We start from the raw sequence: 22,932 nt of genomic DNA, 5'->3' as shown, positions 1-22,932 counted from the left end.
GTGAAGCCCCCCTCAAGATGAGATGTCCCATTCGAAAGAAGTAAACCCCCTTGAAGACGACGAGGTAGATAGGGCAGGGGTGGAAGTGCGGCAACGCATGGAGCTGACTGCTACTAATAGGGTGAGGGCTTGACCAACAATCGCAAGGTTGAAAAAAGATTCTTGACAAATTCCGAACAAGGATGTAACATGTATGTAGTTTTGAAGGTGCAAACCTTTATTTGGCCCGGTGGCTCAGTTGGTTGGAGCGCCGCCCTGTCACGGCGGAGGTCGAGAGTTCGAGTCTCTTCCGGGTCGCTACTGATGAAAATCAGTAATAATTAAATATTATGGGATCTTAGCTCAGCTGGGAGAGCATCTGCCTTACAAGCAGAGGGTCATAGGTTCGAGCCCTATAGGTCCCATATATTATGGATGGATTCCCGAGTGGCCAAAGGGGACAGACTGTAAATCTGCTGGCGATGCCTTCGAAGGTTCGAATCCTTCTCCATCCACTTGATGAATAATTTCATCTGTTGTAGCCAATGGTTACGCGCCGATGTGGCTCAATTGGCAGAGCAGCTGATTTGTAATCAGCAGGTTATCGGTTCGAGTCCGATCATCGGCTTTTTCTTTGAAAAAGAATAAAATATCGCGGGATGGAGCAGTCTGGAAGCTCGTCGGGCTCATAACCCGAAGGTCATAGGTTCAAATCCTATTCCCGCTACTTATGCCCAGATAGCTCAGTTGGTAGAGCAGAGGACTGAAAATCCTCGTGTCGCTGGTTCGATTCCGGCTCTGGGCATTTTGAATGCGATGGCTGTTTAGAAAAAGCCTGAGCATTTTAAATGTCAAAGGCTTCTTCTAAACAGCCCAGACGTTTAAAATAAAAAATATAATATGGAGCATTAGCTCAGTTGGTAGAGCACTTGACTTTTAATCAAGTTGTCCGGGGTTCGAATCCCCGATGCTTCACTAAAAAAATGCCGAAGACCTTCAAATAGGTTTTCGGTCTTTTTTTTGTTTGAAAACATGACTTGCATAATAGAAAACTGTCCTGTACAATTATAAAAAATAATAAAAATTACGGGGGCATGTTATGAAGAAGTTAATATGGGGAATTATGATTGTTTTTCTATTTTGCTTTCCTGTTTCAACAGAGGCACAGACTTATTCGTTTAGTGCCTCCAAGGTAGTAATAAAGACTGGAAGTAAAAAAGAAATTCCTGTATATTCTGGAAAGAAGAAAGTGAAGGCTGATCTTTTTAAATGGAAGTCTTCTAATAAAGGAATTGTTACCGTCTCTTCTAAGGGCATTATACGTGCCAAGAAGACTGGAAGTGCGTATATTACAGCCAGCAGGGGTAAGAAGAACATTCGCTGCAAAATTTTTGTATATTCTAAGACTGTAAAAACAGGATTTTATTCATACGGCAGTAGCGTTTCTATGAAAACGGGTGAGGGCATTACACTTGTTCCGAAAAAGAAAGGCTCTGTAACAGTTTATAAATCTTCAGCACCGAGTATTGCCAGTGTTTCCTCGAATGGTACCGTATATGCGAAGAAAAAAGGAAAAACAAAAATTACCTATACATCTTATGGAAAATATAAGTATACAGCATCTGTTACTATTCAGGTAAAAGCACGGGGAACTTCTTATACATATACGAAGACAAATTTCATTATGCATCGTGGGCTTCTAAGAGAAGCTCCTGAAAATACGCTGCCCTCCTTTAAATTAGCTGGTTCACGAGGTGCAAAATATCTGGAATGTGATGTACGAAAAACTCTTGATGGGGTATATGTAGTAGCTCATGACAGTAATTTGATGCGCATGTGCGGTGTTGATAAAAGAATTGAGAAGATTACATATGCTGAGTTGAAATCCTATCCCATTATTGGCGGTATGAATGCAGAATTGTATCCAGGTAATTATACACCGACTTTGCAGGAATACATTAATGTTTGCAATCAATATTTTGCAACTCCGGTCATTGAGCTGAAATGGACTTGCAAAGATGCTGAAGTAGAGCAAATGAACAAGATTTTCCTAACTTCCAAACGTCAGCCAATTGTTATTTCTTTCCGGGAAAAGCCGTTAATTAAATTGAGACAGATTAATTCAAAAATAGGCATTCAGTATATTATGAGGGAGGGAATTACAGAGTCTGCGCTTCGAGATGCTAGGGTTTATGGTTTTCAACTTAGCGTAAGCAGTGCGTATGTGAACCAAAAGACAATAGATGATCTGCATAAACAGGGAATTAAAATCGCAGTCTGGGATATAACCAGTGAGCAGATCATGCGGCAGTATGTAGGCTGGAAGGCGGATTATATCACAACGGAAGAAATTTCCTGGGCCACAAAGACTTTATAAAGGACATTGATTTTTTAATAGATAAATATCTAAGAGGTGTATAAAAAATCCAAGCTTTTAAGTAGTAATATAAATACTTAAAAACTTGGATTTTTTTGTAATATTATTTGCGCAGCAAACGCTATTTTGGGGTGCACAAGATGATCTATCTTTGGTGGCTTGCAATCTCGTAAAAGGTATTGCTGTGTACAAGCTTTATAGTAATGAATTATGGGCGTACAATAGTTCCGGCGTTTTCCATGATTTCTACGATTTCATACATGTTTGTAACGCCGCCTACGGCTAATTTCTCTTTCAGACCATAGAAGTCAAGGCAGGTTCCGCAGGTGAGGATTTTGACGCCTTCTGCTTCCAGGGACTTCAGATCTTCGAGAGAGTCAGAACCTTCGCAGGTAAGGTAAGCGCCGGAATTATAGCAAAGGATGGTTTCCGGGAGATGATCCTGTTTGGTAAGGGCAAAGATGAAAGATTTCATAAGAATTTTGCCAAGCTGTTCCTCTCCGTTTCCCATGGTGTTGGCGGACAGAACAGCTACAAGGCCGTGCTTCTTGGAATCTGGAGCACAGGTTGGTTCAGATGAGGCTGTGGGCTGAGAAACAGCAGTCTGTGCATCTTTCTCTGGAATCTGGAAGGTTACAGCGAAATCTTTTTCCCCTTTTTTCTCTGCGGAAGACTGGAAGCCTCTGCTTGCTGCAAATTTAGTCAGGTTCTGAACGGCGATTTCATTATCTACCAGAACGGTAAGAACACCGTCTTCAGTCATTTCTTCAGATGCTTTCTTGGCATTTACTACGGGAAGAGGGCATGCCATGCCTCTTGCGTCTACAGTTTTGTTCTGCATATAAAGTTCCTCCTTAAAAATTTTTAATAAGTACTTGTCGGTATTCTGTTAAATCATGCATTCATAAATTCCCTCAGGCTGCAGGTCCTGCTGTGAAAGCAGTTCTTCGAGAGATTGACGGCTGTTAAGATTTGCGCACCAGGAAAGTCCGCAGCTGGCGGAAATCGCCCTTGGAACAGGAATTAACCGCCCAGGTGCCTGGGCTGCCTTGCAGGCTTTTTCCATAGCGATGGCATCTGTGGTGCAGCGAAAGGTTATGATAAGTCGTTTTTCTCTGGATATCATTCTATACCTCCTGAGGTTTTGTGTTATATTCAGTATAGTATTAAAATTGCAAATTTGCAAGTTTTGTTGACAAAGTATTACTACAAGTGTAGAATTAAAGTGATTATTCACTGGCTGCATTCTGCGTTACTGTGCATGGTGGGACCAGCAGCTAATTACCATACTATCTATTGTGGGAAATATAGATAGAGAGGATGTACAAGGAGAACTTAAATAGGAATATGCGTGTTTGATGTGTCAATAAGGAGGGATAGAGTAGGATGAAAAAAACAATTAACCGTCTTCCAGATTCGGAACTGGATATTATGCTGGTTTTGTGGAAGTATGAGCCGCCGATGACCAGAATTGAGATTGAACGTGTGGTAAATGAGAAAAAAGCTTTAGCGCCAACAACCATACTTTCACTTCTTACCAGACTGGAGAAAAAGAATTTTGTGAAAGTGACAAAACAGGGAAAAATGAATCTTTACACGCCGCTGATTTCCCAGGAGGAATATCAGCAGAGTGAAAGCAAAAGTGTGCTGGAGAAGCTGTACGGCAATTCTCTGAAGAAATTTGTGGCTTCTTTGTACCAGGGCAAAAAAATGAATCAGGATGACATTAAAGAACTTCATGACTTTTTAGAGGAGCTGGAGGATAAAGAAGAGGATTTATGACATCATTTATGTTTCTGATTTTGAAGATGAATGTGATTGCAGCATTGATAATCTGCGCAACTGTGTGGATCGGACATTTTACGAAGGGAAAATATTCATCGAAATGGAAATATTATATGTGGCTGATTGTTATGGTTTTTCTGCTGATACCCGTGGATTTCTCAGGAGGAAGTCTGCTTAGGATTCAGATCGGGCAGAAGGAAGCAAATAGCAGTGCAAGCAGTTCCTGGAGGGGAAAACAAAATGCCAGCAACCAGGCGGAGAATAAAAATGAAGCTGGGGAAACCTCCACAACAGATGCAGTACTTTCGGGAAATCTGATCAGTACAGTTGTTGATGAGAAGTCTAATGCTGTAAATAATGCAGCTGAAGAAAGTGCTAAGAGTGGACAAGTACTTTCTAAAGGTATTTCTACGATTACTCTCAGTTACGGCACGCTGCCGCTCGAAAAGCTTCTGAATGCGGCAGGAATCATCTGGCTGTGCGGAATTCTTCTGTTTGGCTTCACCAGGGGTATGCGCTATTATTTTTCCTTGCATAAGATGGAGCGTTGGAGTTACCCCGCAGATAATGAGGAAATGCAGGAATTGTATTTCAGGCTCTGCCGTAAGAAACATATCAAAAATCCGCCAAGGCTTCTTGTATGGGAAGGGCTTACCTCCCCGATGCTGGCAGGAATTCGCAATCCCGGACTTTATGTGCCGGAAAAGGCATTCACGCTGGAAGAACTGGAATTTATCTTTTCCCATGAGCTGTCCCATTATATGAGACATGACCTGTGGTATAAAATGCTGATGCTCATCGTTACAACCATCTACTGGTTTAACCCGGCCCTTTACCTGATGCAGCGAGAAGCGGAGAAAGATATTGAAAATCTTTGTGACGGAAAAATGGCAGCCCATTATACCATGAAGAATCGGATGAAATATGGGGAGCTATTGCTAAAGATTGCGGCGAGCCAGAATCACATTCCTTATATGTCAGTGGGATTCAGTGATGGCAAGAAAGTTTTTAAGGACCGTATTTTGTATATGAAAAATTTAAGGTGCCTGAAGGAAAAGGTTTTTCCGGCAGTATTGCTGGGAGCTATTTTGGTGGGAGCTCAGGTATTTGTAGGAGTTTCCTTCGATGCGGTTCAGGCGGCTGTAGGTGACCTGGTGGAATTTCAGCCAGATCGGGGAGCTGCAGGAGAATATGTAAACCTTATAGCAGAAAACAGTTCTGATAGCTCTTACGGAGCAGGAAGAGACAAGGATTCCATTGCAGGAAGAAATCAATCTGCTTCCGGGAATATAAATGCAGATGGCAGCGAGACTTTGAACAGTGAGAGTACGAGTAAAGCTGATTATTCAGAGGGCATAGATACTAACGATGGAAGTACATCAGACAGTACTTCTGAATCTGGAAATTCAGGTACGGATTCAAGTGATGACTCCGTGACAGGCAGTGCCGAAACCAGAGGAATTACCTTAACGGATGAACAGGTCACAGTTTGGGCGAAGGATGGTTCCTGGGCAAATTATGTATATCGTGCCACAGATGGAAACTGGTATGATGGCAGCGGAAGATTGTATTATGAAAATGGCGGCGGAGAATGGACCCAGGCTGCAACTGGTGAACAGGGGTCAGAAGATGCGCCGGAAACACCTTCTGAGAATGCGCAGGCGTCTTTGGTTGTTGTGGATGAGGAAGGGCTGAACTATCAGACTCTTTATCAGAACAGTGCCGGAGAATGGGAAAATAATGCTTCTGGTGCGTATTCGGATAATGGAGACGGAACGTTTACAGGGCCGGATGGAACCTTGTGGTATGAGAATTAAGTTAAAAATAAAATAATGTGAAATGTGGAAATCCCACCGAAATATTTGAGTATCTGACTCAAGGTATTTCGATGGGATTTTTAATTTCATTCCTGCAAATCTTTAGCTGTAGAACCCGCAGGTTCAGCATCGTCAGCAACGGATGCAACTACGCTTTGGGCACCAGGTACTTCAGCATTTTCTTTCTCAAGTGTTCCTTCTTCAGAATCCCCCGGATCTTCCTCTTCTGTCACCAGATATCCATGTGAGACCGGTTCAATGGTCTGTTCCATAATGCGGTGAAGCAGTTCCAGGCCGCCGGCACCTTTGAAGGTGCCATAGAGGAAGTTTTTGGAGATTTCTTCCGTGATAGATTCAAGTCCTTCCATAATCATGCCTTTTCCCGGAGTCTCGTACCAGCGAATCTGAAGTTCATCCTCTGGCAGGAAGAAAATATGGATTTTTCTGCGCACGCATTCTTCCAGAAAAGTAATCTCAAGCTTCAGGACAGCGGTGCCATTTTCGTCAGTGGTAAATTCTCCGCAGGTACCAACCAGATAACTCTCTTCATGAAGCGTAAGCCAGGATTCCTTTGCCTGTCCAAATCCAACCGGGAGGGGATGCCACTCTCCGGATTCCAGGAAGTTTACAGAGAACTCCCCTTTTTCACAGGTGAAAGAAAGCTTTTGCACACCCTCCGTCATATTATTGTGGAAAACCTGGATAAACAGAGGAAAAAGTCCAATGCTCTGTGGAGAAAGTTCAAAAATTTTCCCATTCAGTTGTAAGGCTGCCTGATGGGGATCAGGTGAAGGAATTCCTTTCACATAATTCCAGATATTCTGGCGGGCACCGGTGCTGCGGCGAAGTCCGGCAGGATTCTTTTTCCAGCCGCCTTTTCGAAGGGATGAAAGTGTCTGGGCAGTGGCGGTGCCGTTTTCTAACTGGGCAGTAAGGCGGTTCAACAGGCTCTGCGCGCATGGATTCTCAGGGAGAACGTCTGCAGGGTGAAATTTCCGTGGAAAATACTTGCGGATAATATTCAGCATGACGCAGTTCTGAAACAGCTCGTTGTTGCCTGCATTGGTGACGATTACCATATTCATGTCCGGATAAACAATTACGTTCTGCCCCAGCATTCCGTTAAATTCAAAGCTGCCGGGGCGGGCCTCCATCCATATCTGGTAACCGTATCCGTAAGTGCCCTCGATGCTCTCCTTATGCTTGGCTGTGGAAACTTCCACCCAGAATTCAGGAATGATCTGCTGGCCGTTCCATTTGCCTTTCTGCAGATAAAGCTGTCCAAGTTTAGCCATGTCTTCCGCACAAAGGAAAAGTCCCCATCCTCCCTTGGTAATGCCCTTAGGACAGGTTTCCCAGAAATAACGGGTAATGCCAAGGGGAGCGAAAAGCCGCGGCTCCAGATACTCTGTAAGTGTCTGACCAGTGCGCTCTGTGATAATTGCGGAAAGAACATAGGTGTTCAGACTGTTGTATAGGAAATTTTCCCCAGGGTTTCCGGTGATGGAAGAATTCATGTAGCTGGTGAGCCAGTCGTTGCCAGACACAATGCCGGATTCATTGAAGGTGATGCCGCTGGTCATGGTGAGAAGATTCTCCACGGTGACGGTGGGACGGAAAATTTTGGTGAAGGTATTCAAATTCTTCTGGAAAATATCATAAATATTTTCGTCCAGGGAAAGCTTGCCCTCTTCTACAAGAAGTCCGATAGCCATTCCTGTGATGCTTTTGCACATGGAATGGGTGACATGCCAGATTCCGCTGCGATAAGGCGCGAAGTTGGCTTCGCAGATGACTTTCCCGTTTCGAAGAACCATGAAATGATGCATGTCTGTATAGTGGGAAGCCACCAGATCACGGAGCAGATCCGCCAGCATATCGGAAGAAATGCCCTGGCTTTCCGGTGTTGCTCTGGGAAATGGCTGCTCATAGGGCTTGTCAAATGGGAACTTGGGCTTTTGCGGGAAAAAATCTACTCTGCTTGCGCCATCGGTTTTTCCAAGAATGATATTGGTGATCAGTTCTGCAACTGCAATTTGTTCTTTTGCCATAGGCTGCTCCTTTCTGGTGAAGGGAATATTAGGTAACTGCTATATTAGTATAACCAAAAGTTGATTGAGCTTATTGTAGCAGTGGACAATTGCGGTGTCAATAAGGCAAAAAAGGAAAGTGCGGCTGTGATTTGGCAAAAATTTTTCAGAAATCAGGTTCTATCCTGCAAGCGGACAGGCATAAGAATAACTATACCTGCACAATCATGGAAAGTGCGCAGTTCCATCGCGGTTGTGGACAGGCATGAAAAAAAGGAGGACCTTTATGAAGCATTTTTTTGATATGATGATGACTGTTATGGTTGGCTTTGTCACAGGAGTATTTTGTGGAAAAGGTAATGCACTTCAGTTCGTAAAGGTACTTGTGAGCGGACAGGCTGCAGGCGCCCAGACTTGGTTAAGATCAGGATGCAGTGAAGGCCCCTGTAGTGTCCGTGAGAAATCAATTTCAGGAAAATTATTGCAGAAAATGACATCAGAAGAAATGCATGCGGCAGATGCGGAGAAAAGAAAAGTGACGGCCGCAGAAATGCGCGGAAAAAATAGCAATCGGATACGGGATGTTTTTTATAAAAGAAGCAACCGAATAAGGGATGTTTTTCATAAAAACAGCAACCGGATAAGAGATGTTTATTTCAAAAAAGGACTGCCGTATATGCGGCAGTCCGTGTGCAGAGGCAGTCCTTTGTGAGGAAAGCTATAAGGATTGCCTGAAAAATGTTTTGTAAACGGTGTTATTTCGTAAAATGAATGGTGATAGGACAGATCTCGCTGTCGGTTCCTACTCTCATGCTTGGTCCCCAGATTCCGGCCCCGGAAGTGACAATGTTGTGCATGCTTCCTTTCTGAAGGTAGCCACAGGAATTTTCCCAGAATAGATGGATAATGAGATTTCCGGGGAAAATCTGGCCGTCATGAGTGTGACCGCAAAGGTCCAGATCCACACCGGCAGCAGCTGTTTCTGAAAGCTCTTTCGGCTGATGATCGATAAATATAATTGGTTTGCTCTGGTCCAGCGCTTGGGTAAGCTGGGCCGGAGTCTGACGGGAGCCTTCTACTTTTTCACAGCGGGAGGCGTCCCGGCGCCCAACTATGTAAAACTTGTTGTCAATCAGTACAGATTCGTCATCCAGCAGGTGAATGCCTGCATCTGTAAGAAATTCTTCCATTCTTGGATCGTTGTAGCTGTCTTCTGTTCCATTAAAGGTAAATCCTGCAAGAATCGGCTCGTTGAGATCGTGATTTCCCCAGCAGGCGTACACCCCATATCTGGATTTGATCCCTTTTAAAATTTTCTTTAATTTATTCGGTTCAGAAATTGCATCGTATTCGTTGTCGAAAATATCTCCGGCAATACAGACGACATCAGGATTTTCGGCATTGATTTTTTTCACAATGCGTTTTGCCTGGGCGGTGCCCATGCTGTAGCCGAAATGAGTGTCTGCAAGAAGAACTACTTTCAGGGAATCCATGCCGTCCACTGATTTTTCCACAGTAACCTCATAAGGCGTGGTTTTCACATTGGCGACATGAAGAATTCCGTAAATGCTGACTGCAATGATCAGAACCGTGCAGATCAGTCCGGTGATCACAAAGGTGCTCCGCTGTCCGATAAAGGGCGCGTGGAAAACGTATTTCAGTATCAGGCGTCCGAAATCCACAACAGCGATTACAAGAAGAATGTAAATAAAAGTACCGAGAAAGTAATTTCCAATATGCTTCAAAATGCGGTGCAGGCTGAGCGGTTTTTTCACAAGAAAACCGGTGAGCAGTGCAGTGGCAAGTATAATATAAATTCCCACAAAGGAAACGCGGAATGCCATAGTCTGGAAAAGCCTGTGACATGCGCCCATCCAGCGTATCATCCAGCGGACCACATAAAAGTTGATCAGGATGTACACAGGTGCAAGAAGTATTGCTCCCATAGAAACCTCCATTATTTATAAAATTCTGTAAAACAAGTTCAGTATACTACGGTTCATAAGTTTTTGCAATTGTGCATATAATAGGGAGAAAATGATAAGGACGAGTGTGCCGCAAGTTGCGCCTGGACGATACTGGGGAAAAGGCGGCACGGGGCTGGCATGAGAAAGTGGTTTCGGAAGTTTTGTTCTTCGGGATTTTTCATTCCCCTTGTTCTGTTGATGCCTTATGTGTGTACGATTCTGTTAAACGGTGCGGATAAAGCACTTTTACTTTCTTCTCCGGATGAGGAGGTTATGGTTCCACTGCTGCTTATGGTGCAGCTGAAAGGGGATTATGAGGAGGAAGCGGTGAAGGCTCAGGCTGTGATCGCCAGGTCGAATTTGTACAGGCGGCTGGCAGCAGGGGAGCAGGCGGGGAAAATTATGGAAGAAGTAAGCGGGGAAGTTACCGGGAAAAATACGGACAGAAATAGCGGTGGAGAGTATTCGTTTATTCTGGCTGGAACTCTGTCACCAGGACATTTGTCCCAAATCTGGGAGATGATGAAAAAGGCTGATACGCTGCAGGAAAATAAAAACGCGGCAGATGCAACTGCCGGGCAGGTGCTTACTTATCAGGGAGAACTGAAGCTGGTGCCGTATCACCAGATCAGCAGCGGAATGACCAGGGATGGGGCGGAGGTTTTTCATAATGAAGAATATTCCTATTTGAAATCTGTGGACAGCAGCCAGGACAAGGATGCTCCGGATTATGTAAACAGTACATATGTGTCAGCAAGTCAGCTTCCAGCCAGGCTTGTGATCAAAAAAAGGGACAGCGCAGGCTATGTGACTGCTTTGACCGCAGACGGAAGCTGGCTGGAAGGAGAGAGCTTCCGGGAGGGAATGCATCTGGCTTCGGCGGATTTTTCCATGCAAAAAGTGGGAAATGCGGTGCGGTTTCTGTGCAAGGGAAAAGGACATGGGCTGGGTTTTTCCCAGTATGGGGGAAATGAGATGGCGAAGGAGGGCAGCAGCTGGGAGGAAATTCTGGAGGCTTATTTTCCGGAGATGGAGCTTCAAAATATAAATTCCGTGTAGATTTTTTACAAATCTGGCAGATAAAATGAATAAGCCTGTTTATTCTGGACACCCTATAAATACAGACGGTACAACAGCTGTGAACAGAATGTATGTAGAGGTGAAAAGAATATGAGGAAAAACAGAACAGCAAGATTTATTTTTAATGGTGCGCTTCTGGCAGTGATGGCAGTTTTGGGCGTGACAGCTTATCAGGTGTCAAACAAACAGGAACATATTCAGGAGGTGCTTCCCCTGGAAAGTACACAGGAAAACGATACGGCGAATGGGGAAAGTTCCGCGGATTCCGGAACTCTGGCAGAGGCAGGAACCAGCCTGGTTGAGGCAGATATGGACGAAATGTCTGATACAGGAATTTTGGATGAGGAAGCTGTAGTGAAGGAAGCTGCCAATGAGGTGGATAATGCGGCTGATCTTACAGGTGTTGAAAATTCTGCGGACATCGGAGAGAGTACCAGCGTGAATGCCCAGGTTTCCCTGAATCAGAGTCCGGAAATCAATTTTTCTGAGGATACATTGATGGAATGGCCAGTGAACGGACATGTGTTGATCGACTACAGCATGGATCAGAGCGTTTATTTTCCAACTCTTGACCAGTATAAATTAAGTCCTGCGATTTCCGTACAGGCAGTGGAAGGGGCACCTGTTGTGTCTGCCGTGAACGGCACTGTGTACTCCATTGAGAATGACGCTGAGACAGGAACTACCGTGACCATGGAGCTTGGAAACGGCTATCAGGCAATTTACGGACAGTTGACAGATCTGGATGTGGCAGAAGGTGACTCGGTTGAAAAAGGAGAGATCATCGGCTATGTTGCAGCGCCTACCAAGTATTACAGTGAGGAAGGCAGCAACCTGTATTTCGCAATGAAGAAGGACGGAGAGCCCATTGATCCGATCGCATATCTGCCGTAAGATGGGAGCTTAGGCTCTTGATAGTAACCGCTTATGAATAACAAAGCGGTTACTGATCTCGGTGTGAGCAGTAACTCTTTGTATGCTATAAATTGTGTTTATAACAGGATGGCAGCATTCACAAAAGAGTAAAAACAACGTATAATAAAGCAGGTGGGAAAATTCGCAGTCGGTGTTGTGTCCTACCTGCTTTTTTCCGGCTCCGCAGGGAAATGATGGGGCTTGTTGGTGAAATACTGTAGTTTGGACCGATTGCTTTTTATAAAGATAAGGGGTGCTGGCCGTTGGGAAAGACGAAGGCGGTGCTCCTTTACATAGAATGAAATTGACGCTGCCAGAAGCCAGGAAATACTTATCAACTGGAAAAAACGTGGTAATGCTCTATAAAAGATTCGGGAATTGGAAAGGATAAAAATGAATTATACTTATATTGTGCAGTGCGCGGACGGAACCCTTTACACCGGGTGGACAAACTGTCTGGAGAAGCGCCTGAAGGCGCACAACAGCGGGAAAAACGGAGCGAAGTACACGAAGACGAAGCGGCCGGTGACCCTTGTGTATTATGAGGGATACGCGACGAAGGAGGAGGCGATGAGCCGGGAGTATGCCATTAAGCAGCTGACGCGGGCTAAGAAATTTGCGCTGATGGAATTTTGAGATGACAGAGGGCAGCAGCCGTCTGACTAGAGCGTGTTTGAAAAATCATTCCCGCAATCTGCACGCCCCACTTTGCGGTATATTTAGTCCGAATTCAGTTGCCGTAGACAGAATGGGAAAAAATATTTCGACCTGTATACCTGATTTGCGGTATATTTTACCCGAATTCGGGCTCCAGCTACGAGTCCCTCATCCGGGTAAAATGTCTCACAAATTATTGCAGAAAGCCTTTTTCAAATATGTTTTAGGAAAAAGCCATTACACTGGCATATTTGCCACAAAGCAATACATCACAATAAAGTGGCAGGCACTTCCCAGCATAATAAATACATGGAAGATTTCATGTGATCCAAAGTTCTTGTGTCTGGCGTTGAAAATGGGGAGCTTCAGTGCGTAGATCACACCGCCGATGGTGTAGATAATACCGCCGGCAAGCAGCCATCCAAACCCAGCCTTGGGAAGTGCGTGAATAATTGGAACGAAGGCCAGAACACACAGCCAGCCCATGCCAATGTACAGCACGGAAGATACCCATTTGGGACATGTGACCCAAAATCCTTTGAATACAATACCAAGGATTGCAGTTGCCCAAACAAGAGCGCAGAGTGCATAACCAATCTTGCCGTGAAGTACGATCAGGCACACTGGTGTGTAACTGCCTGCAATCATTACGAAGATCATCATGTGATCCAGCTTTTTCAGACGTCGGTTCACCTTGTCTGTAGAATCAACGGAGTGATAAAGTGTGCTGGCCGCGTAAAGCAGCATCATGGTAAGAATAAAAATGCTAAGTGCCAGAACATGAATGTGGTCGCTCCACACTGAGGAACGAATCAAAAGCGGCGCAGCTCCGGCAGCAGCCAGAAGAAAGGCAATACCGTGGGTAATCGCGCTTCCGGGATCTTTTAATTTGAATTTCATAAACAACACCTCCAGACAAATGGAAAACGAAAACTAATATACGTAGTATTAAAAACTATGTCATCGAGTATGCAATAACTATACCACTTTTTTTCGAAAATGCAAGGGGTTTTAGAAAAGTTTTATAATAAAAGTTTTTGGGGGTTGGGGGCAGCCAGAAATTGTCTGGAAGACAAAAATAGATAGCACTTAAGTTTGCAGCATGGTATAATGAGTTTCAAGAAAGCAGCATATTTAAGAGAATGCTGCGAAGAATTTGCAGGGGGTAACTAATTGTGAAGGTAACAGAAGAGCTTTTACAGAAAGCTGATCAAATCCAGAATTTTTCAGATGGAATCATTATGCCGGATGGAGATTACAGGCTGATCGAAGAGAATGGACATCTCCAGACCATGATGGCGCTTTTGCCATATCCGGAGAAAGAAATCTGGAAAATGATACCGGAGAATGACTCCGCACTATTCTGGATGATCGAGAGAACCGGATGCGTGCTTACAGATTACAATTCCACAGTAGGAATGGCCATGACGCCAGAACAGAAAGAGGTTTTTGACGCGCTGGTGAAGCATGGGATTATTTCTCCAGAGTATTTCGATATTACCAAACAGAGACAGAAGATGAGAGAGCAGGCGAAATAAGAAAAAATAAAACTGCTGTACCGACTGGCATATAAAAAATATACCAGGGTGCAGCAGTTTTTTGTCTGAAAAAGTGTGTGAAGCGTTACTGCTCCATCTGCCGTCCAAGGAATCCAGCGGCGGTCTGGACCAGGAGTTTTACGTTGGTACCCATGATGTCTTTGTCGCCTTTTCCCATGAGGATGACACTGCCGATGGCGTCGCCTGCGGCAATGATGGGGTGGATGACCTGGGAACTGGAAACGTCAGGCTGTTCGTCCACTACGGGGATTTTGCCCCGGTCTTTGGTGTTCAGGCATTTGGATTCCCTGTCGTTGATCACGCCTTCTAACTGGTGGCTGATCATTTTCCCGATAAATTCTTTGCTTCCCGGTCCGGCAGCAGCCACTACCTGGTCGTGGTCGGTAATGCAGGAAAGCATGCCGGTGGACTGGGAAAGGGATTCGGCGTATTCTTTTGCGAAAATGCTCAGCTCTCCGATTGGGGAGTACTTTTTCAAGATGATTTCGCCTTCACGGTCGGTAAAGATTTCAAGGGGTGTGCCTTCTTTGATTCGCAGAGTCCGGCGGATTTCTTTGGGTATGACCACCCTGCCCAGGTCGTCAATTCTTCTTACAATTCCTGTCGCTTTCATTTATCTGTTCCTCCTGTATATTTCATCTGCTTCCATATTTTGTACTGTATGGATAGTATGTGAAAAATTGGGGGAATTATGCCTGACATTTAATGTTTTTTAGCGTTTCCAAAACATTAAAATTTCCATTTTTCGAAACCGCTGGCGGATTTTGTTTTAACGGGAAAATCCAGATATTCTTCCAGCGTCATTCCGGTAAGGGTCAGATATCCGGAAAGCTCCCGTGTGACGTAGCGGATATGCCAGGGCTCGTATGGAATTCCGGTAATGTCTTCTTTGTTCTGGGGATAGCGGAGAATAAATCCGAAAAGAGATGCGTTGCGGGTAAGCCATTTGCCTTCTGGAGTTTGGGCAAATTCAGGAATCAGTTCCAGGCCAACGGCAGGACAGGAAACATCCAGTGCCAGTCCGCTCTGGTGCTCACTGGTGCCAGGCTGGGCAACATAGGGATTGCCTGTGTAAAGCTCCTGCTGGCGCTTATAAGAACGATATCCGGAGATTCCATAAAGGCATAATCCTTCTTTGCAAGCTGCATTTATAAGGCAAAGGGCAGCGTGAGCAGTCTTTTTTTCCAGAAGACGTTTCGGATCCCCGGGACGGGTATCGAATGGAATTCCAATATCAACAAGATTTTCGGGAACATAGTCGGGTGGAAGCGGGTGATTGCGGTTGATCAGGCGAGTATAAATATTCTGCATAAAAAAGTCCCCCTTTCTGCAACATCCTTTTATATGTATGCAGGAAAAGGGGGAAATATTCTTTAGCCCTGTCCGCCCCAGAAATCTACGGGTTCGTAATCCTGCAGCTTGGCCAGGAAACCGCGCTGACGAAGTTCTTCCTGGATGGTGTCCAGGATCTCTTCACTTTCGGCGTCTATGGTGTGGTAGTGGTAGCCGGAGGTTACGTTTTTCAGAAGGCTGGACTTGCCGGTGCTGATTTCTTCCATGTAGGCGCGGATATCACGGCGAGATTTAATCCCCATGTCTGCCTTGAGGATGCCATAGACCTTGTGATAGACAAACACATCACGGATCTGTCCGCCTGCATCTACAATGGCGCTCAGCTCTTCCTCCACCTGATCGTCTGTGTGATACACCTTAAAGACTCTGGAATATTTCTTCTCTTCCTGGAGCAGATAGCCCTTGTTTGTGGAAAAAATAGTGGAACCGTTGGCACGCAGGAGAGAAATGTCCTGTACAATAATCTGCCGGCTTACATGCAGCTCTTGTGACAAAGTGCCGCCGGAAACCGGACCAGTGCTGGAGGATAAGATATTTAAAAGCTGTTTTCTTCTTTCTTCACCCTTCATAATTTCATCTCCTGTCTGCCTGTTATGCGAAGTTACTCCACTGCGTGAAGATTCTTCATAGATAAATCCATAATTGGAGCGGAATGGGTAAGTGCTCCGCTTGATACATAATTTACACCCAAACCGGTAAGTCTGGCAATGTTTTCTTTTGTAACATTTCCGGAAACTTCGATTTCGGCACGTCCGGCAATGTAATCAATGGATTCCTTCAGCTGTTCGGTGGTCATATTATCCAGCATGATAATGTCAGCACCAGCTTCTACAGCCTCTTTTACCATATCAAGATTCTCTACTTCCACTTCGATTTTGCGGACAAAAGGTGCGTAGGCCTTTGCCATGGAAATTGCCTGCTTCACTCCGCCAGCTGCGCCGATGTGGTTGTCTTTCAGAAGAACGCCGTCGGAAAGGTTGTAGCGGTGATTATTTCCTCCGCCGATGCGTACGGAATATTTCTCGAAAATACGGTTGTTCGGTGAGGTCTTTCTGGTATCCAGAAGCTTGATTCCGGTACCTTCCAGAAGGGCTGCCACCTGGCTTGTGTAAGTGGCGATTCCGCTCATTCTCTGAAGATAGTTAAGGGCGGTTCTTTCGCCGCAGAGCAGCACGCGGATGTCTCCGTAAACTTTTCCAATCAGCTGTTTGTTTTCTACATGGTCGCCGTCTTTTACGTAGAATTCAGCCTTTGTGGATGGATCCAGAAGTGTAAAAACACGCTCAAAAACCTGCAGTCCGCAGATGATTCCGTCCTGCTTGCAGATAAGGTCTACCACGCCTGGGGTAGGAGTTGGCATAACGCTGTTGGTGGATACGTCTTCGCTTGTGATATCTTCTTTTAATGCGCTTAAAATAAATGGGTCAACATTTAACCCAAGAGTTACCTGATCAAACATATAAAAATTCCTTTCTGTTGGCTGTATTTGCGCCAAGTGTGATGGCTTCGGTTGCAAGGTGATGGTAAGCTTCGGCAAGGGCCTGCTGGTCTTCGTACTGGTGAAGGTCTACATGGGAAGCTAAGTAGTCTGCAGTAATTTGTGTATCGTGAATATCTGCAGTATTGGCTGCTGCATATGTATTGGATATCTCTGTGATGCTGCTATCTGTGCCGCAGTCTGCCGCGTCATCTGTCTGTGAAAAAACATTTTTTGCCATATCCTGTGCTGCCCGTTTGGCGAAAACAAGGCTTTCCAGCAGGGAATTGCTTGCCAGTCGGTTTTTGCCGTGGACGCCGTTGCATGCGGCTTCGCCTACTACATAAAGATTTTCCATGGAGGAACGGCTCTGGTGGTCAACCTTTACGCCGCCCATGAAGTAGTGCTGTGCTGGAACCACAGGGATGCATTCTTTGAAAACATCATAGCCCATTTCTTTGCAGTGTTCAACAATGTTTGGAAAATGGTGACGGAGAGTTTCTTCCGGGATGGTACGCAGATCTTCCCACACAAAATCTGTGCCATCCTTTGCCATCTGCTCGTGGATTTTTTCAGAAAGAAGGTCGCGGGGCAGAAGCTCGTTGGTGAAACGGTTCATATTTTTGTCGTATAATTTGGCACCTTCGCCTCTGACAGACTCGGAAATCAGGAAGCTGCGGTCTTCCGGGCGTCTGGTATAGAAGGTGGTTGGGTGAATCTGTACATAATCTGGATTCTGCAGTTCAATTCCATGCTTGCGGGCAATGGCAAGAGAATCGCCGGTAAGGTGGCGGAAATTGGTGGAATGCCGGTAAAGTCCGCCTACTCCACCGCTTGCCATAACTGTACAGGAAGCAGTTACGGTATCAAGGGAACCGTCCGGGCGGCGGATCACAGCACCGTAGCAGTGGTTGTCTTTTTCCAGGATATCTACCATGGTGGTGTATTCCAGAAGCTCAACATTGGAAAGCTTCTGAACTTCCCGGAGCAGGGAACTGGTGATTTCTTTGCCGGTGACATCCTCATGGAAAATAATGCGGTTGGTGGAATGGGCGCCTTCTTTGGTGTAGGAAAGGCTGCCGTCCTCATTACGTTCGAAACGTGCGCCGTAGGAAACCAGATCTTTGACTACTTCCGGGGAAGTTTTGATCATGATTTCTACTGATTTTTTGTCATTTTCGTAATGACCGGCTTTCATGGTGTCTTCGAAAAAGCTGTCGTAATCGGATTCTTCTTTCAGCATACACATACCGCCCTGTGCAAGGTAGGAGTCGTTGCTGGTCAGATCGGACTTGGTGATAATGGTAATTTTTTTATCGCGGGGAAGCTGGAGGGCACAGTAAAGGCCGGAGCAGCCGGAGCCTGCGATGAGAATATCTGTTTTCATAATTGGGTTCCTTTTTGAAAAAATAAGTTTGCGTGCAGGCTGCAGAAACGAAAAGGGGAAGTGTTTTGAGCATCCTGCGGCTTTTTTGCCAGGTGACATGCCCTGTAGTATAACACTAAACTTTACAGTTGACAAGATATCTGTAAACTTTTTGGTTGACAGTGAAGCGGCAGGAGAATATAATCCTAAGAAAATGCCCGAAAACAGGAGAAAAAATAATTATGATGACTACAAGACAACTGCAGGATGAAATTCTGCGTTTAAAGAAAGAAAAAGACATCTGCATTCTTGCCCACGCATATCAGAGCCAGGAAATTCTGGAGGTGGCAGATTATACAGGAGATTCTTACGGACTGAGCCAGCAGGCGGCCAAAGCGCCTCAGAAAAATGTGCTGATGTGCGGAGTTCGTTTTATGGCAGAGACGGTGAAGATTCTTTCCCCGGAGAAAACGGTTTACCTTTCCAACAGCGGCGCCGGATGTCCAATGGCGGAGCAGCTGGATGTGGAGATGCTTTCTGCGCTGAAGGCGTCCAACCCGGATTATACAGTTGTGGCTTATATTAACACCACCTCAGAGCTGAAAACGATTTGCGATGTGTGCGTAACTTCTTCATCGGCTGTGAAGATCGTGAGGAACATTGATAACGATAAGATTTTGTTTATCCCGGATTGCAATCTGGGAGCCTGGGTGGAGAAGCAGGTGCCTGAGAAAACATTTAAGTTTGTTCACGGCGGATGTCCTACCCATCTAAGAATGTCTGTCAGAGATGTGAAAAAGGCCCGGGCAGCGCACCCGGAGGCGAAATTCCTGGTTCACCCGGAGTGCCTGTCAGAAGTTTCCGCCATGGCAGATTATATCGGAAGCACAACCGGAATCATGAAGTATGCCAAAGAAAGTGATGCCAAAGAGTTCATCATCGGCACAGAAAACAGCATTGTCCAGCACCTTCAGTTCGAGTGCCCGGACAAGAAGTTCTACCCGCTTTCCAAAGACTGCGTATGTCACAACATGAAGCTGACCACTCTGATGGACGTCTACAACTGCGTCCGCGGTCAGGGCGGTGAGGAAATTAATCTGGATGAAAATGTGAGGGTGAAGGCAAAGGCTTGTATTGATACTATGCTTACGCTGGGGGAGTAGCTACAACTCCCCAATCAATTTTTCCAGCCTCTGCGCAAACTGTCCAATGTGCAGTCCATCTATAAGGCGGTGGTTTACCTCTATAGAAATGCCAAGTTCCAGGCGGTCGCCGTTTGGGACGTATTTTCCCCAGGCGATGCGGGGGATGGAGTCGTTTTTGCTGTCAGGAGAGGAAAAATCGTGCTCATTTGTGAGAGCGGTAAGGTCTACCCAGGGCAGGCAGGAGAAGTAGATTACGCGGTCGGTTTCCTGAGTAGTATCCAGGAAAAACTGCTGAGCGGCACTGCGCTTTCTGGCTTCTGCATTGAATTCTGCAAGGGAGTTTATAGTCGGCATGGTGACAATGTGGAAATATTCACTGTCTTTTTTCAGGTCTGTGAAGCTTGGGATGCGCGGATCCAGGTAAAATACCTGCGTCCCTCTTATGGTATATCGGAATGCATCCACTTCATTAATCGCCTGGGTGCACAGATAGACCAGCGAATAATAAAATGACAGATGATGTTCTTTCACGTAGGCGTACAACGGTGCGACATCTATGCGGAAGGTTACCATATAATAGGGATTGGATGCGTGGCTGAAAAAATCAAAAATTTCTTTTCGCTTCCAGGAAGAAAGGTCGATCTGTTTTTCCATGGGTGTTTACCTCCGTAGATTATTGGGGGAGGCTGCAGTTTGGTTGAACTGAGAAGCCTCCCTTTGATTTTACGTTATTTAGCTCTGCCTCTTTTTACCGCACTGGATGGACCATATATTGCTTTTTTGTTGACTACACGGTATGGGAGCAGCTTATAGCTATAAACAGTGCCTCTTCTGGTGCTAACTGTGTACGTAGTAGTTCTGGAAGAAAGTTTCTTTATTCGTTTGAAAGAACCATTTCCAGTCTTTTGATACAGTAAGTAGCCGCTGGCACCGGAAATTCTCCGCCAGGAAATGGTTTGCCTTCTTGTGGTTGTTTTTAAAGTAAGTGCTGGTCTGGAAAGGGTTGGTGTTGCGGATACAGCTCTGGCATAGGCGCTGTAAATGTAACTGGAACCCACTTTTCTGCAGGCGCGAACTCTGTAGGTGTATTTGGTACCTACCAAAACTTTTGTATCTTTGTAAGAAAATGTTCTGGAATTCAGTGTTTTAAGCTTGGTATATCTGCCAGAACCAGTTTGTCTGTAAATAATGTAGCTCTGCGCATTTGCAACTCTCTTCCAACTGATGGTGACGCTGTTCCATGCCGTTGCCAGCTTCGCTGTTGGCCTGGACAAGGTTGGTTTCGGAGTTGGAGTGGCGGTTGGCTTTGGCGTCGGCGTAGCGGTCGGCTTCGGAGTTGGCGTAGCGGTCGGTTTCGGAGTCGGCGTAGCGGTCGGTTTCGGAGTCGGCGTTGCAGTTGGTGCAGGTGCCACAATTTTGAAATTCACTGTCACGCTTGCGAAGTAATTATTCAATCCGGTAATCGTAACCGATCCGGTTCCCACCTTTGTATTATTGCTCCAGGAAAGGGTATAATCCGTTCCTTCCTTCAGTACAGTAGAACCAAATTTTACAGTCGGCTTTGGATTCAGTGCACTTCCTTTATAAGTCTGGTTTCCAATCGCAGAAACTGCACATCTTTTCAAAGAAGTCATATTTCTGGATTCTCCGGTATAATTTCCTGTATATTCAATGGTAAAAGCAAGAATCTCATTATCAGAAGATCCCCAGACAGAATAAAATTCCATGCAGTCAGACGGAATCTGAGTGCCCTTGTAAGTAACGACTACATTATTTTTCAGGAAATCCAACATGCTTCCATTGCCGAAATTTGTCTTTGTAACTTTGACCGTCTCGCCTGAAACTTTAATCGGATTGATGGTAAAATATTTTCTCACACCGCTTCTGTAAAGACCAATTCCGCTAATCTCTACATAAGGCTTGTTGTATCTGGAACTTGCATTCTTATTATTGCCGTAAGAAAGGACGTAATCTTTATCCTTTTTCAAAAGCACGCCGTCCAGGGTAACGGTGGGCTCCGGCTTAAACTCTTTTCCAGGAGCATAGTCATATGTAGGAATATTGCCGATTACAGCGGTATGAATCGGTGTGGTATCAATATAAAAATGGCTGTTTTTCTCGTCTTTGAAGTTTCCCTTGCCAGTAACAGTAATGTATGCGTTACCCTGCTGATTATTATTGCTCCAGGAAAGCGTATAATCTTTGCCCTCTGTCAGTGTTTTTCCCTTCCAGGTGACAGTTGGCTTGGGAGTCAGCGGCGTTCCCTTATAAATATAAGAGGACTGGTCAAAAGTAATTTCTGCATCTCGGATTGAAGCATTGTAAATGAAAAAATAGGAGGTCAGGGTGCCTTTGTAAAGACCAAGACCTTTAATTGTGTAGCTGGCTCTTCCGGCATTCACATTGTTTTCAAAAGAAACCGTGTAGTCCTTTCCCTGTGTCAGCGTCTGACTGTTGAAAGTAACTGTTACAGCAGGTGTTGCTGCGCTTCCCGTGTAGTTATAGGAACGAGGGGAAATATTGTAATATGCATTATTCAGATCAAAATATGCATTCAGCTGTGCCGTCAGGGACTTGGTTGGTGCAGACTTCATAGATGCTGTAACCGTAGTAGTTCCTGCATTTTTCAGCTGAATTACGCCGTTCTGGTTTACAGAAGCAATTGCGGAATCTCCGGTTGACCAGTTAAAGGATGTTGGATCCAGAACGGATTTCATATAAGAAAATCCTGCGCATGTCACATAGATTTTCATCGTTTTCTGTGCTTCGGTAAAGCTTACAGGGGAAGTTTCACTGAAACTGATATTTACCAGATCCGGAAGTGCGGAAATGGTGGGGGAAACCTTCTGATTTCCCGGCTGTGAACAGGTCTGCGCAGCATGAGAAGAAAAGCACTGTATCCAGTAAAGTGCCCCATTCTGGTAAAAGCATCCGATTCCTGCAGATACATTTCCAGAAGCCATAATATTGGTACGATGGCCAGAGGAATTCATCCAGGAGTTCATAACATCTTCCGGAGATACCTGATTAATTGCCAGGTTTTCACTTGAGTTATACCCGAAATATGGAAAAGCAGTCATACAACTGGTGCCGTTTGGACGGGTATGGGACGCGTAAAGAGTCAGTTCCTGGGCTCTTGTCATGGCGCATTCCAGAAGATTTTTGTCCATAGTTACGGGCTGCAGGTTTGATTTCGCACGTTCCTGGTTCACTAGATTCAGGACCTCATACGCGTAATCGTAACGTCTGATTCCTTCTGCCAGCTTCACATCAATCAGGCTGTTGTCAGTTGCCGCCTGAACTTTAGTTGCCTGTCCCGGAGTCAGTAATAGCAAAAGAAGCAGGCAAAAAACTGTTCCAAGAAGGTAATGATTTGTCTTTTTCTGTTTCATAAAGCTCCTCCTTCGTAAACATAAATTTCTTTG

General features: G+C 45.2%; 23 protein-coding genes, 7 tRNA genes, 1 rRNA gene and 2 pseudogenes. 19 read left to right on the top strand and 14 right to left on the bottom strand.

Annotated elements, in window-relative coordinates; genetic code table 11:
* The 9 genes from OCV70_RS10920 to OCV70_RS10880 form a co-directional block, all read left to right on the top strand.
* Positions 1-137, top strand: a 23S ribosomal RNA gene (locus tag OCV70_RS10920); the annotation flags it as partial.
* 86 nt (positions 138-223) lie between these two features.
* Positions 224-297: transfer RNA gene (locus OCV70_RS10915), tRNA-Asp, on the top strand.
* A 34-nt stretch (positions 298-331) separates the two neighbouring features.
* Positions 332-404 (top strand) — tRNA-Val (locus OCV70_RS10910).
* A gap of 8 nt (positions 405-412) precedes the next feature.
* A tRNA-Tyr gene (locus OCV70_RS10905) sits at positions 413-494 on the top strand.
* Between the two features lie 40 nt (positions 495-534).
* Positions 535-607, top strand: a tRNA-Thr gene (locus tag OCV70_RS10900).
* A 25-nt stretch (positions 608-632) separates the two neighbouring features.
* A tRNA-Met gene (locus OCV70_RS10895) sits at positions 633-706 on the top strand.
* A gap of 5 nt (positions 707-711) precedes the next feature.
* A tRNA-Phe gene (locus OCV70_RS10890) sits at positions 712-784 on the top strand.
* A gap of 97 nt (positions 785-881) precedes the next feature.
* Positions 882-954, top strand: a tRNA-Lys gene (locus OCV70_RS10885).
* Positions 955-1,078: 124 nt separating this feature from the next.
* Positions 1,079-2,356 carry a glycerophosphodiester phosphodiesterase family protein gene (locus tag OCV70_RS10880; protein ID WP_186901797.1) on the top strand — a complete coding sequence of 426 codons (1,278 nt, stop codon included), beginning with the start codon at positions 1,079-1,081 and terminating at the stop codon, positions 2,354-2,356.
* A gap of 208 nt (positions 2,357-2,564) precedes the next feature.
* Here the strand turns inward: OCV70_RS10880 and yedF are convergent, their stop codons facing one another.
* Positions 2,565-3,197 (bottom strand): sulfurtransferase-like selenium metabolism protein YedF, encoded by a 633-nt coding sequence (gene yedF / locus OCV70_RS10875; protein ID WP_195587882.1) that lies wholly within the window; start codon positions 3,195-3,197, stop codon positions 2,565-2,567.
* A 48-nt stretch (positions 3,198-3,245) separates the two neighbouring features.
* Positions 3,246-3,482, bottom strand: a complete 237-nt coding sequence (locus OCV70_RS10870; RefSeq protein WP_195587874.1) for a putative Se/S carrier protein — start codon at positions 3,480-3,482, stop codon at positions 3,246-3,248.
* A 260-nt stretch (positions 3,483-3,742) separates the two neighbouring features.
* Between OCV70_RS10870 and OCV70_RS10865 the strand changes: the two genes are divergently transcribed.
* Entirely contained in the window at positions 3,743-4,138 is a 396-nt protein-coding gene (locus OCV70_RS10865) for a BlaI/MecI/CopY family transcriptional regulator (protein WP_021926047.1), read from the top strand.
* Positions 4,135-5,958: a M56 family metallopeptidase gene (locus OCV70_RS10860; protein ID WP_195587865.1), complete on the top strand. Its 1,824-nt coding sequence runs from the start codon at positions 4,135-4,137 to the stop codon at positions 5,956-5,958. The genes OCV70_RS10865 and OCV70_RS10860 overlap by 4 nt, the downstream gene beginning before the upstream one ends.
* An 86-nt stretch (positions 5,959-6,044) precedes the next feature.
* On the opposite strand, the gene OCV70_RS10855 is transcribed toward OCV70_RS10860, so the two are convergent.
* The gene (locus OCV70_RS10855) at positions 6,045-8,009 is read right to left on the bottom strand and encodes a serine hydrolase domain-containing protein (protein ID WP_173766240.1); all 1,965 of its coding nucleotides are present in this window, start codon (positions 8,007-8,009) and stop codon (positions 6,045-6,047) included.
* Between the two features lie 265 nt (positions 8,010-8,274).
* Here OCV70_RS10855 and OCV70_RS10850 point away from each other — a divergent pair, with 265 nt between their 5' ends.
* The gene (locus tag OCV70_RS10850) at positions 8,275-8,700 is read left to right on the top strand and encodes a hypothetical protein (protein WP_021926050.1); all 426 of its coding nucleotides are present in this window, start codon (positions 8,275-8,277) and stop codon (positions 8,698-8,700) included.
* A 43-nt stretch (positions 8,701-8,743) separates the two neighbouring features.
* Here OCV70_RS10850 and OCV70_RS10845 read toward each other — a convergent pair whose 3' ends face one another.
* Complete coding sequence (locus tag OCV70_RS10845) at positions 8,744-9,934, bottom strand: metallophosphoesterase (protein ID WP_117852688.1); 1,191 nt, start codon at positions 9,932-9,934, stop codon at positions 8,744-8,746.
* 159 nt (positions 9,935-10,093) lie between these two features.
* On the opposite strand from OCV70_RS10845, the gene OCV70_RS10840 reads away from it, so the two are divergent.
* The 3 genes from OCV70_RS10840 (at position 10,094) to OCV70_RS10830 (ending at position 12,586) form a co-directional block, all read left to right on the top strand.
* Positions 10,094-11,014 carry a SpoIID/LytB domain-containing protein gene (locus OCV70_RS10840; protein WP_195587859.1) on the top strand — a complete coding sequence of 307 codons (921 nt, stop codon included), beginning with the start codon at positions 10,094-10,096 and terminating at the stop codon, positions 11,012-11,014.
* A 111-nt stretch (positions 11,015-11,125) separates the two neighbouring features.
* Complete coding sequence (locus tag OCV70_RS10835; protein WP_021926053.1) at positions 11,126-11,929, top strand: M23 family metallopeptidase; 804 nt, start codon at positions 11,126-11,128, stop codon at positions 11,927-11,929.
* Between the two features lie 414 nt (positions 11,930-12,343).
* A complete protein-coding gene (locus OCV70_RS10830) occupies positions 12,344-12,586 on the top strand; it encodes a GIY-YIG nuclease family protein (RefSeq protein WP_021926054.1) in 243 nt (80 codons plus the stop codon).
* On the opposite strand, the gene OCV70_RS19780 is transcribed toward OCV70_RS10830, so the two are convergent.
* Positions 12,558-12,650 (bottom strand): DUF6783 domain-containing protein, encoded by a 93-nt coding sequence (locus tag OCV70_RS19780; protein ID WP_317259465.1) that lies wholly within the window; start codon positions 12,648-12,650, stop codon positions 12,558-12,560. The two genes, OCV70_RS10830 and OCV70_RS19780, sit on opposite strands and share 29 nt — an antisense overlap.
* On the opposite strand from OCV70_RS19780, the pseudogene OCV70_RS20185 reads away from it, so the two are divergent.
* Positions 12,624-12,701, top strand: a pseudogene (locus OCV70_RS20185) (DUF6783 domain-containing protein); the annotation flags it as partial. The gene OCV70_RS19780 and the pseudogene OCV70_RS20185 sit on opposite strands and share 27 nt — an antisense overlap.
* On the opposite strand, the pseudogene OCV70_RS20180 reads toward OCV70_RS20185, so the two are convergent.
* Together OCV70_RS20180 and trhA are read right to left on the bottom strand one after the other, a co-directional pair.
* A pseudogene (locus tag OCV70_RS20180) lies at positions 12,670-12,813 on the bottom strand (DUF6783 domain-containing protein); the annotation flags it as partial. The pseudogenes OCV70_RS20185 and OCV70_RS20180 overlap by 32 nt on opposite strands.
* 31 nt (positions 12,814-12,844) lie before the next feature.
* On the bottom strand, positions 12,845-13,507 hold the full coding sequence (trhA, locus tag OCV70_RS10825; protein WP_021926055.1) for a PAQR family membrane homeostasis protein TrhA: 663 nt from the start codon (positions 13,505-13,507) through the stop codon (positions 12,845-12,847).
* 275 nt (positions 13,508-13,782) lie between these two features.
* Between trhA and OCV70_RS10820 the strand changes: the two genes are divergently transcribed.
* Positions 13,783-14,145, top strand: coding sequence for a hypothetical protein (locus OCV70_RS10820; RefSeq protein ID WP_021926056.1), 363 nt, complete (start codon positions 13,783-13,785; stop codon positions 14,143-14,145).
* Between the two features lie 85 nt (positions 14,146-14,230).
* On the opposite strand, the gene spoVT is transcribed toward OCV70_RS10820, so the two are convergent.
* The 5 genes from spoVT to OCV70_RS10795 all read right to left on the bottom strand — a co-directional run bounded on the left by spoVT (position 14,231) and on the right by OCV70_RS10795 (position 18,383).
* On the bottom strand, positions 14,231-14,779 hold the full coding sequence (spoVT, locus tag OCV70_RS10815) for a stage V sporulation protein T (RefSeq protein WP_021926057.1): 549 nt from the start codon (positions 14,777-14,779) through the stop codon (positions 14,231-14,233).
* A gap of 116 nt (positions 14,780-14,895) precedes the next feature.
* On the bottom strand, positions 14,896-15,477 hold the full coding sequence (locus OCV70_RS10810; protein WP_021926058.1) for a M15 family metallopeptidase: 582 nt from the start codon (positions 15,475-15,477) through the stop codon (positions 14,896-14,898).
* Between the two features lie 62 nt (positions 15,478-15,539).
* Positions 15,540-16,088, bottom strand: a complete 549-nt coding sequence (locus OCV70_RS10805; protein WP_195587857.1) for a transcription repressor NadR — start codon at positions 16,086-16,088, stop codon at positions 15,540-15,542.
* A 32-nt stretch (positions 16,089-16,120) separates the two neighbouring features.
* Positions 16,121-16,978, bottom strand: coding sequence for a carboxylating nicotinate-nucleotide diphosphorylase (gene nadC / locus OCV70_RS10800; protein ID WP_173766236.1), 858 nt, complete (start codon positions 16,976-16,978; stop codon positions 16,121-16,123).
* Positions 16,971-18,383 (bottom strand): L-aspartate oxidase, encoded by a 1,413-nt coding sequence (locus tag OCV70_RS10795; protein ID WP_195587855.1) that lies wholly within the window; start codon positions 18,381-18,383, stop codon positions 16,971-16,973. The genes nadC and OCV70_RS10795 overlap by 8 nt, the downstream gene beginning before the upstream one ends.
* On the opposite strand from OCV70_RS10795, the gene OCV70_RS10790 reads away from it, so the two are divergent.
* Both OCV70_RS10790 and nadA read left to right on the top strand, forming a co-directional pair.
* A complete protein-coding gene (locus OCV70_RS10790) occupies positions 18,364-18,633 on the top strand; it encodes a hypothetical protein (protein WP_195587853.1) in 270 nt (89 codons plus the stop codon). The genes OCV70_RS10795 and OCV70_RS10790 overlap by 20 nt on opposite strands.
* Positions 18,605-19,525 (top strand): quinolinate synthase NadA, encoded by a 921-nt coding sequence (nadA, locus tag OCV70_RS10785; protein WP_207743322.1) that lies wholly within the window; start codon positions 18,605-18,607, stop codon positions 19,523-19,525. The genes OCV70_RS10790 and nadA overlap by 29 nt, the downstream gene beginning before the upstream one ends.
* On the opposite strand, the gene OCV70_RS10780 is transcribed toward nadA, so the two are convergent.
* Together OCV70_RS10780 and OCV70_RS10775 are read right to left on the bottom strand one after the other, a co-directional pair.
* Entirely contained in the window at positions 19,526-20,161 is a 636-nt protein-coding gene (locus OCV70_RS10780; protein WP_021926063.1) for a CatA-like O-acetyltransferase, read from the bottom strand.
* 74 nt (positions 20,162-20,235) lie between these two features.
* A complete protein-coding gene (locus OCV70_RS10775; protein WP_195587851.1) occupies positions 20,236-22,899 on the bottom strand; it encodes a CAP domain-containing protein in 2,664 nt (887 codons plus the stop codon).
* Positions 22,900-22,932: the final 33 nt, after the last annotated feature.

Origin of the sequence: Blautia acetigignens (genome assembly GCF_025566865.1) — a bacterium.
GTDB lineage: Bacteria > Bacillota > Clostridia > Lachnospirales > Lachnospiraceae > Blautia_A > Blautia_A acetigignens.
The sequence above is the reverse complement of the archived record's forward strand: the minus strand, read 5'-3'. Positions and strand labels throughout refer to the sequence as shown.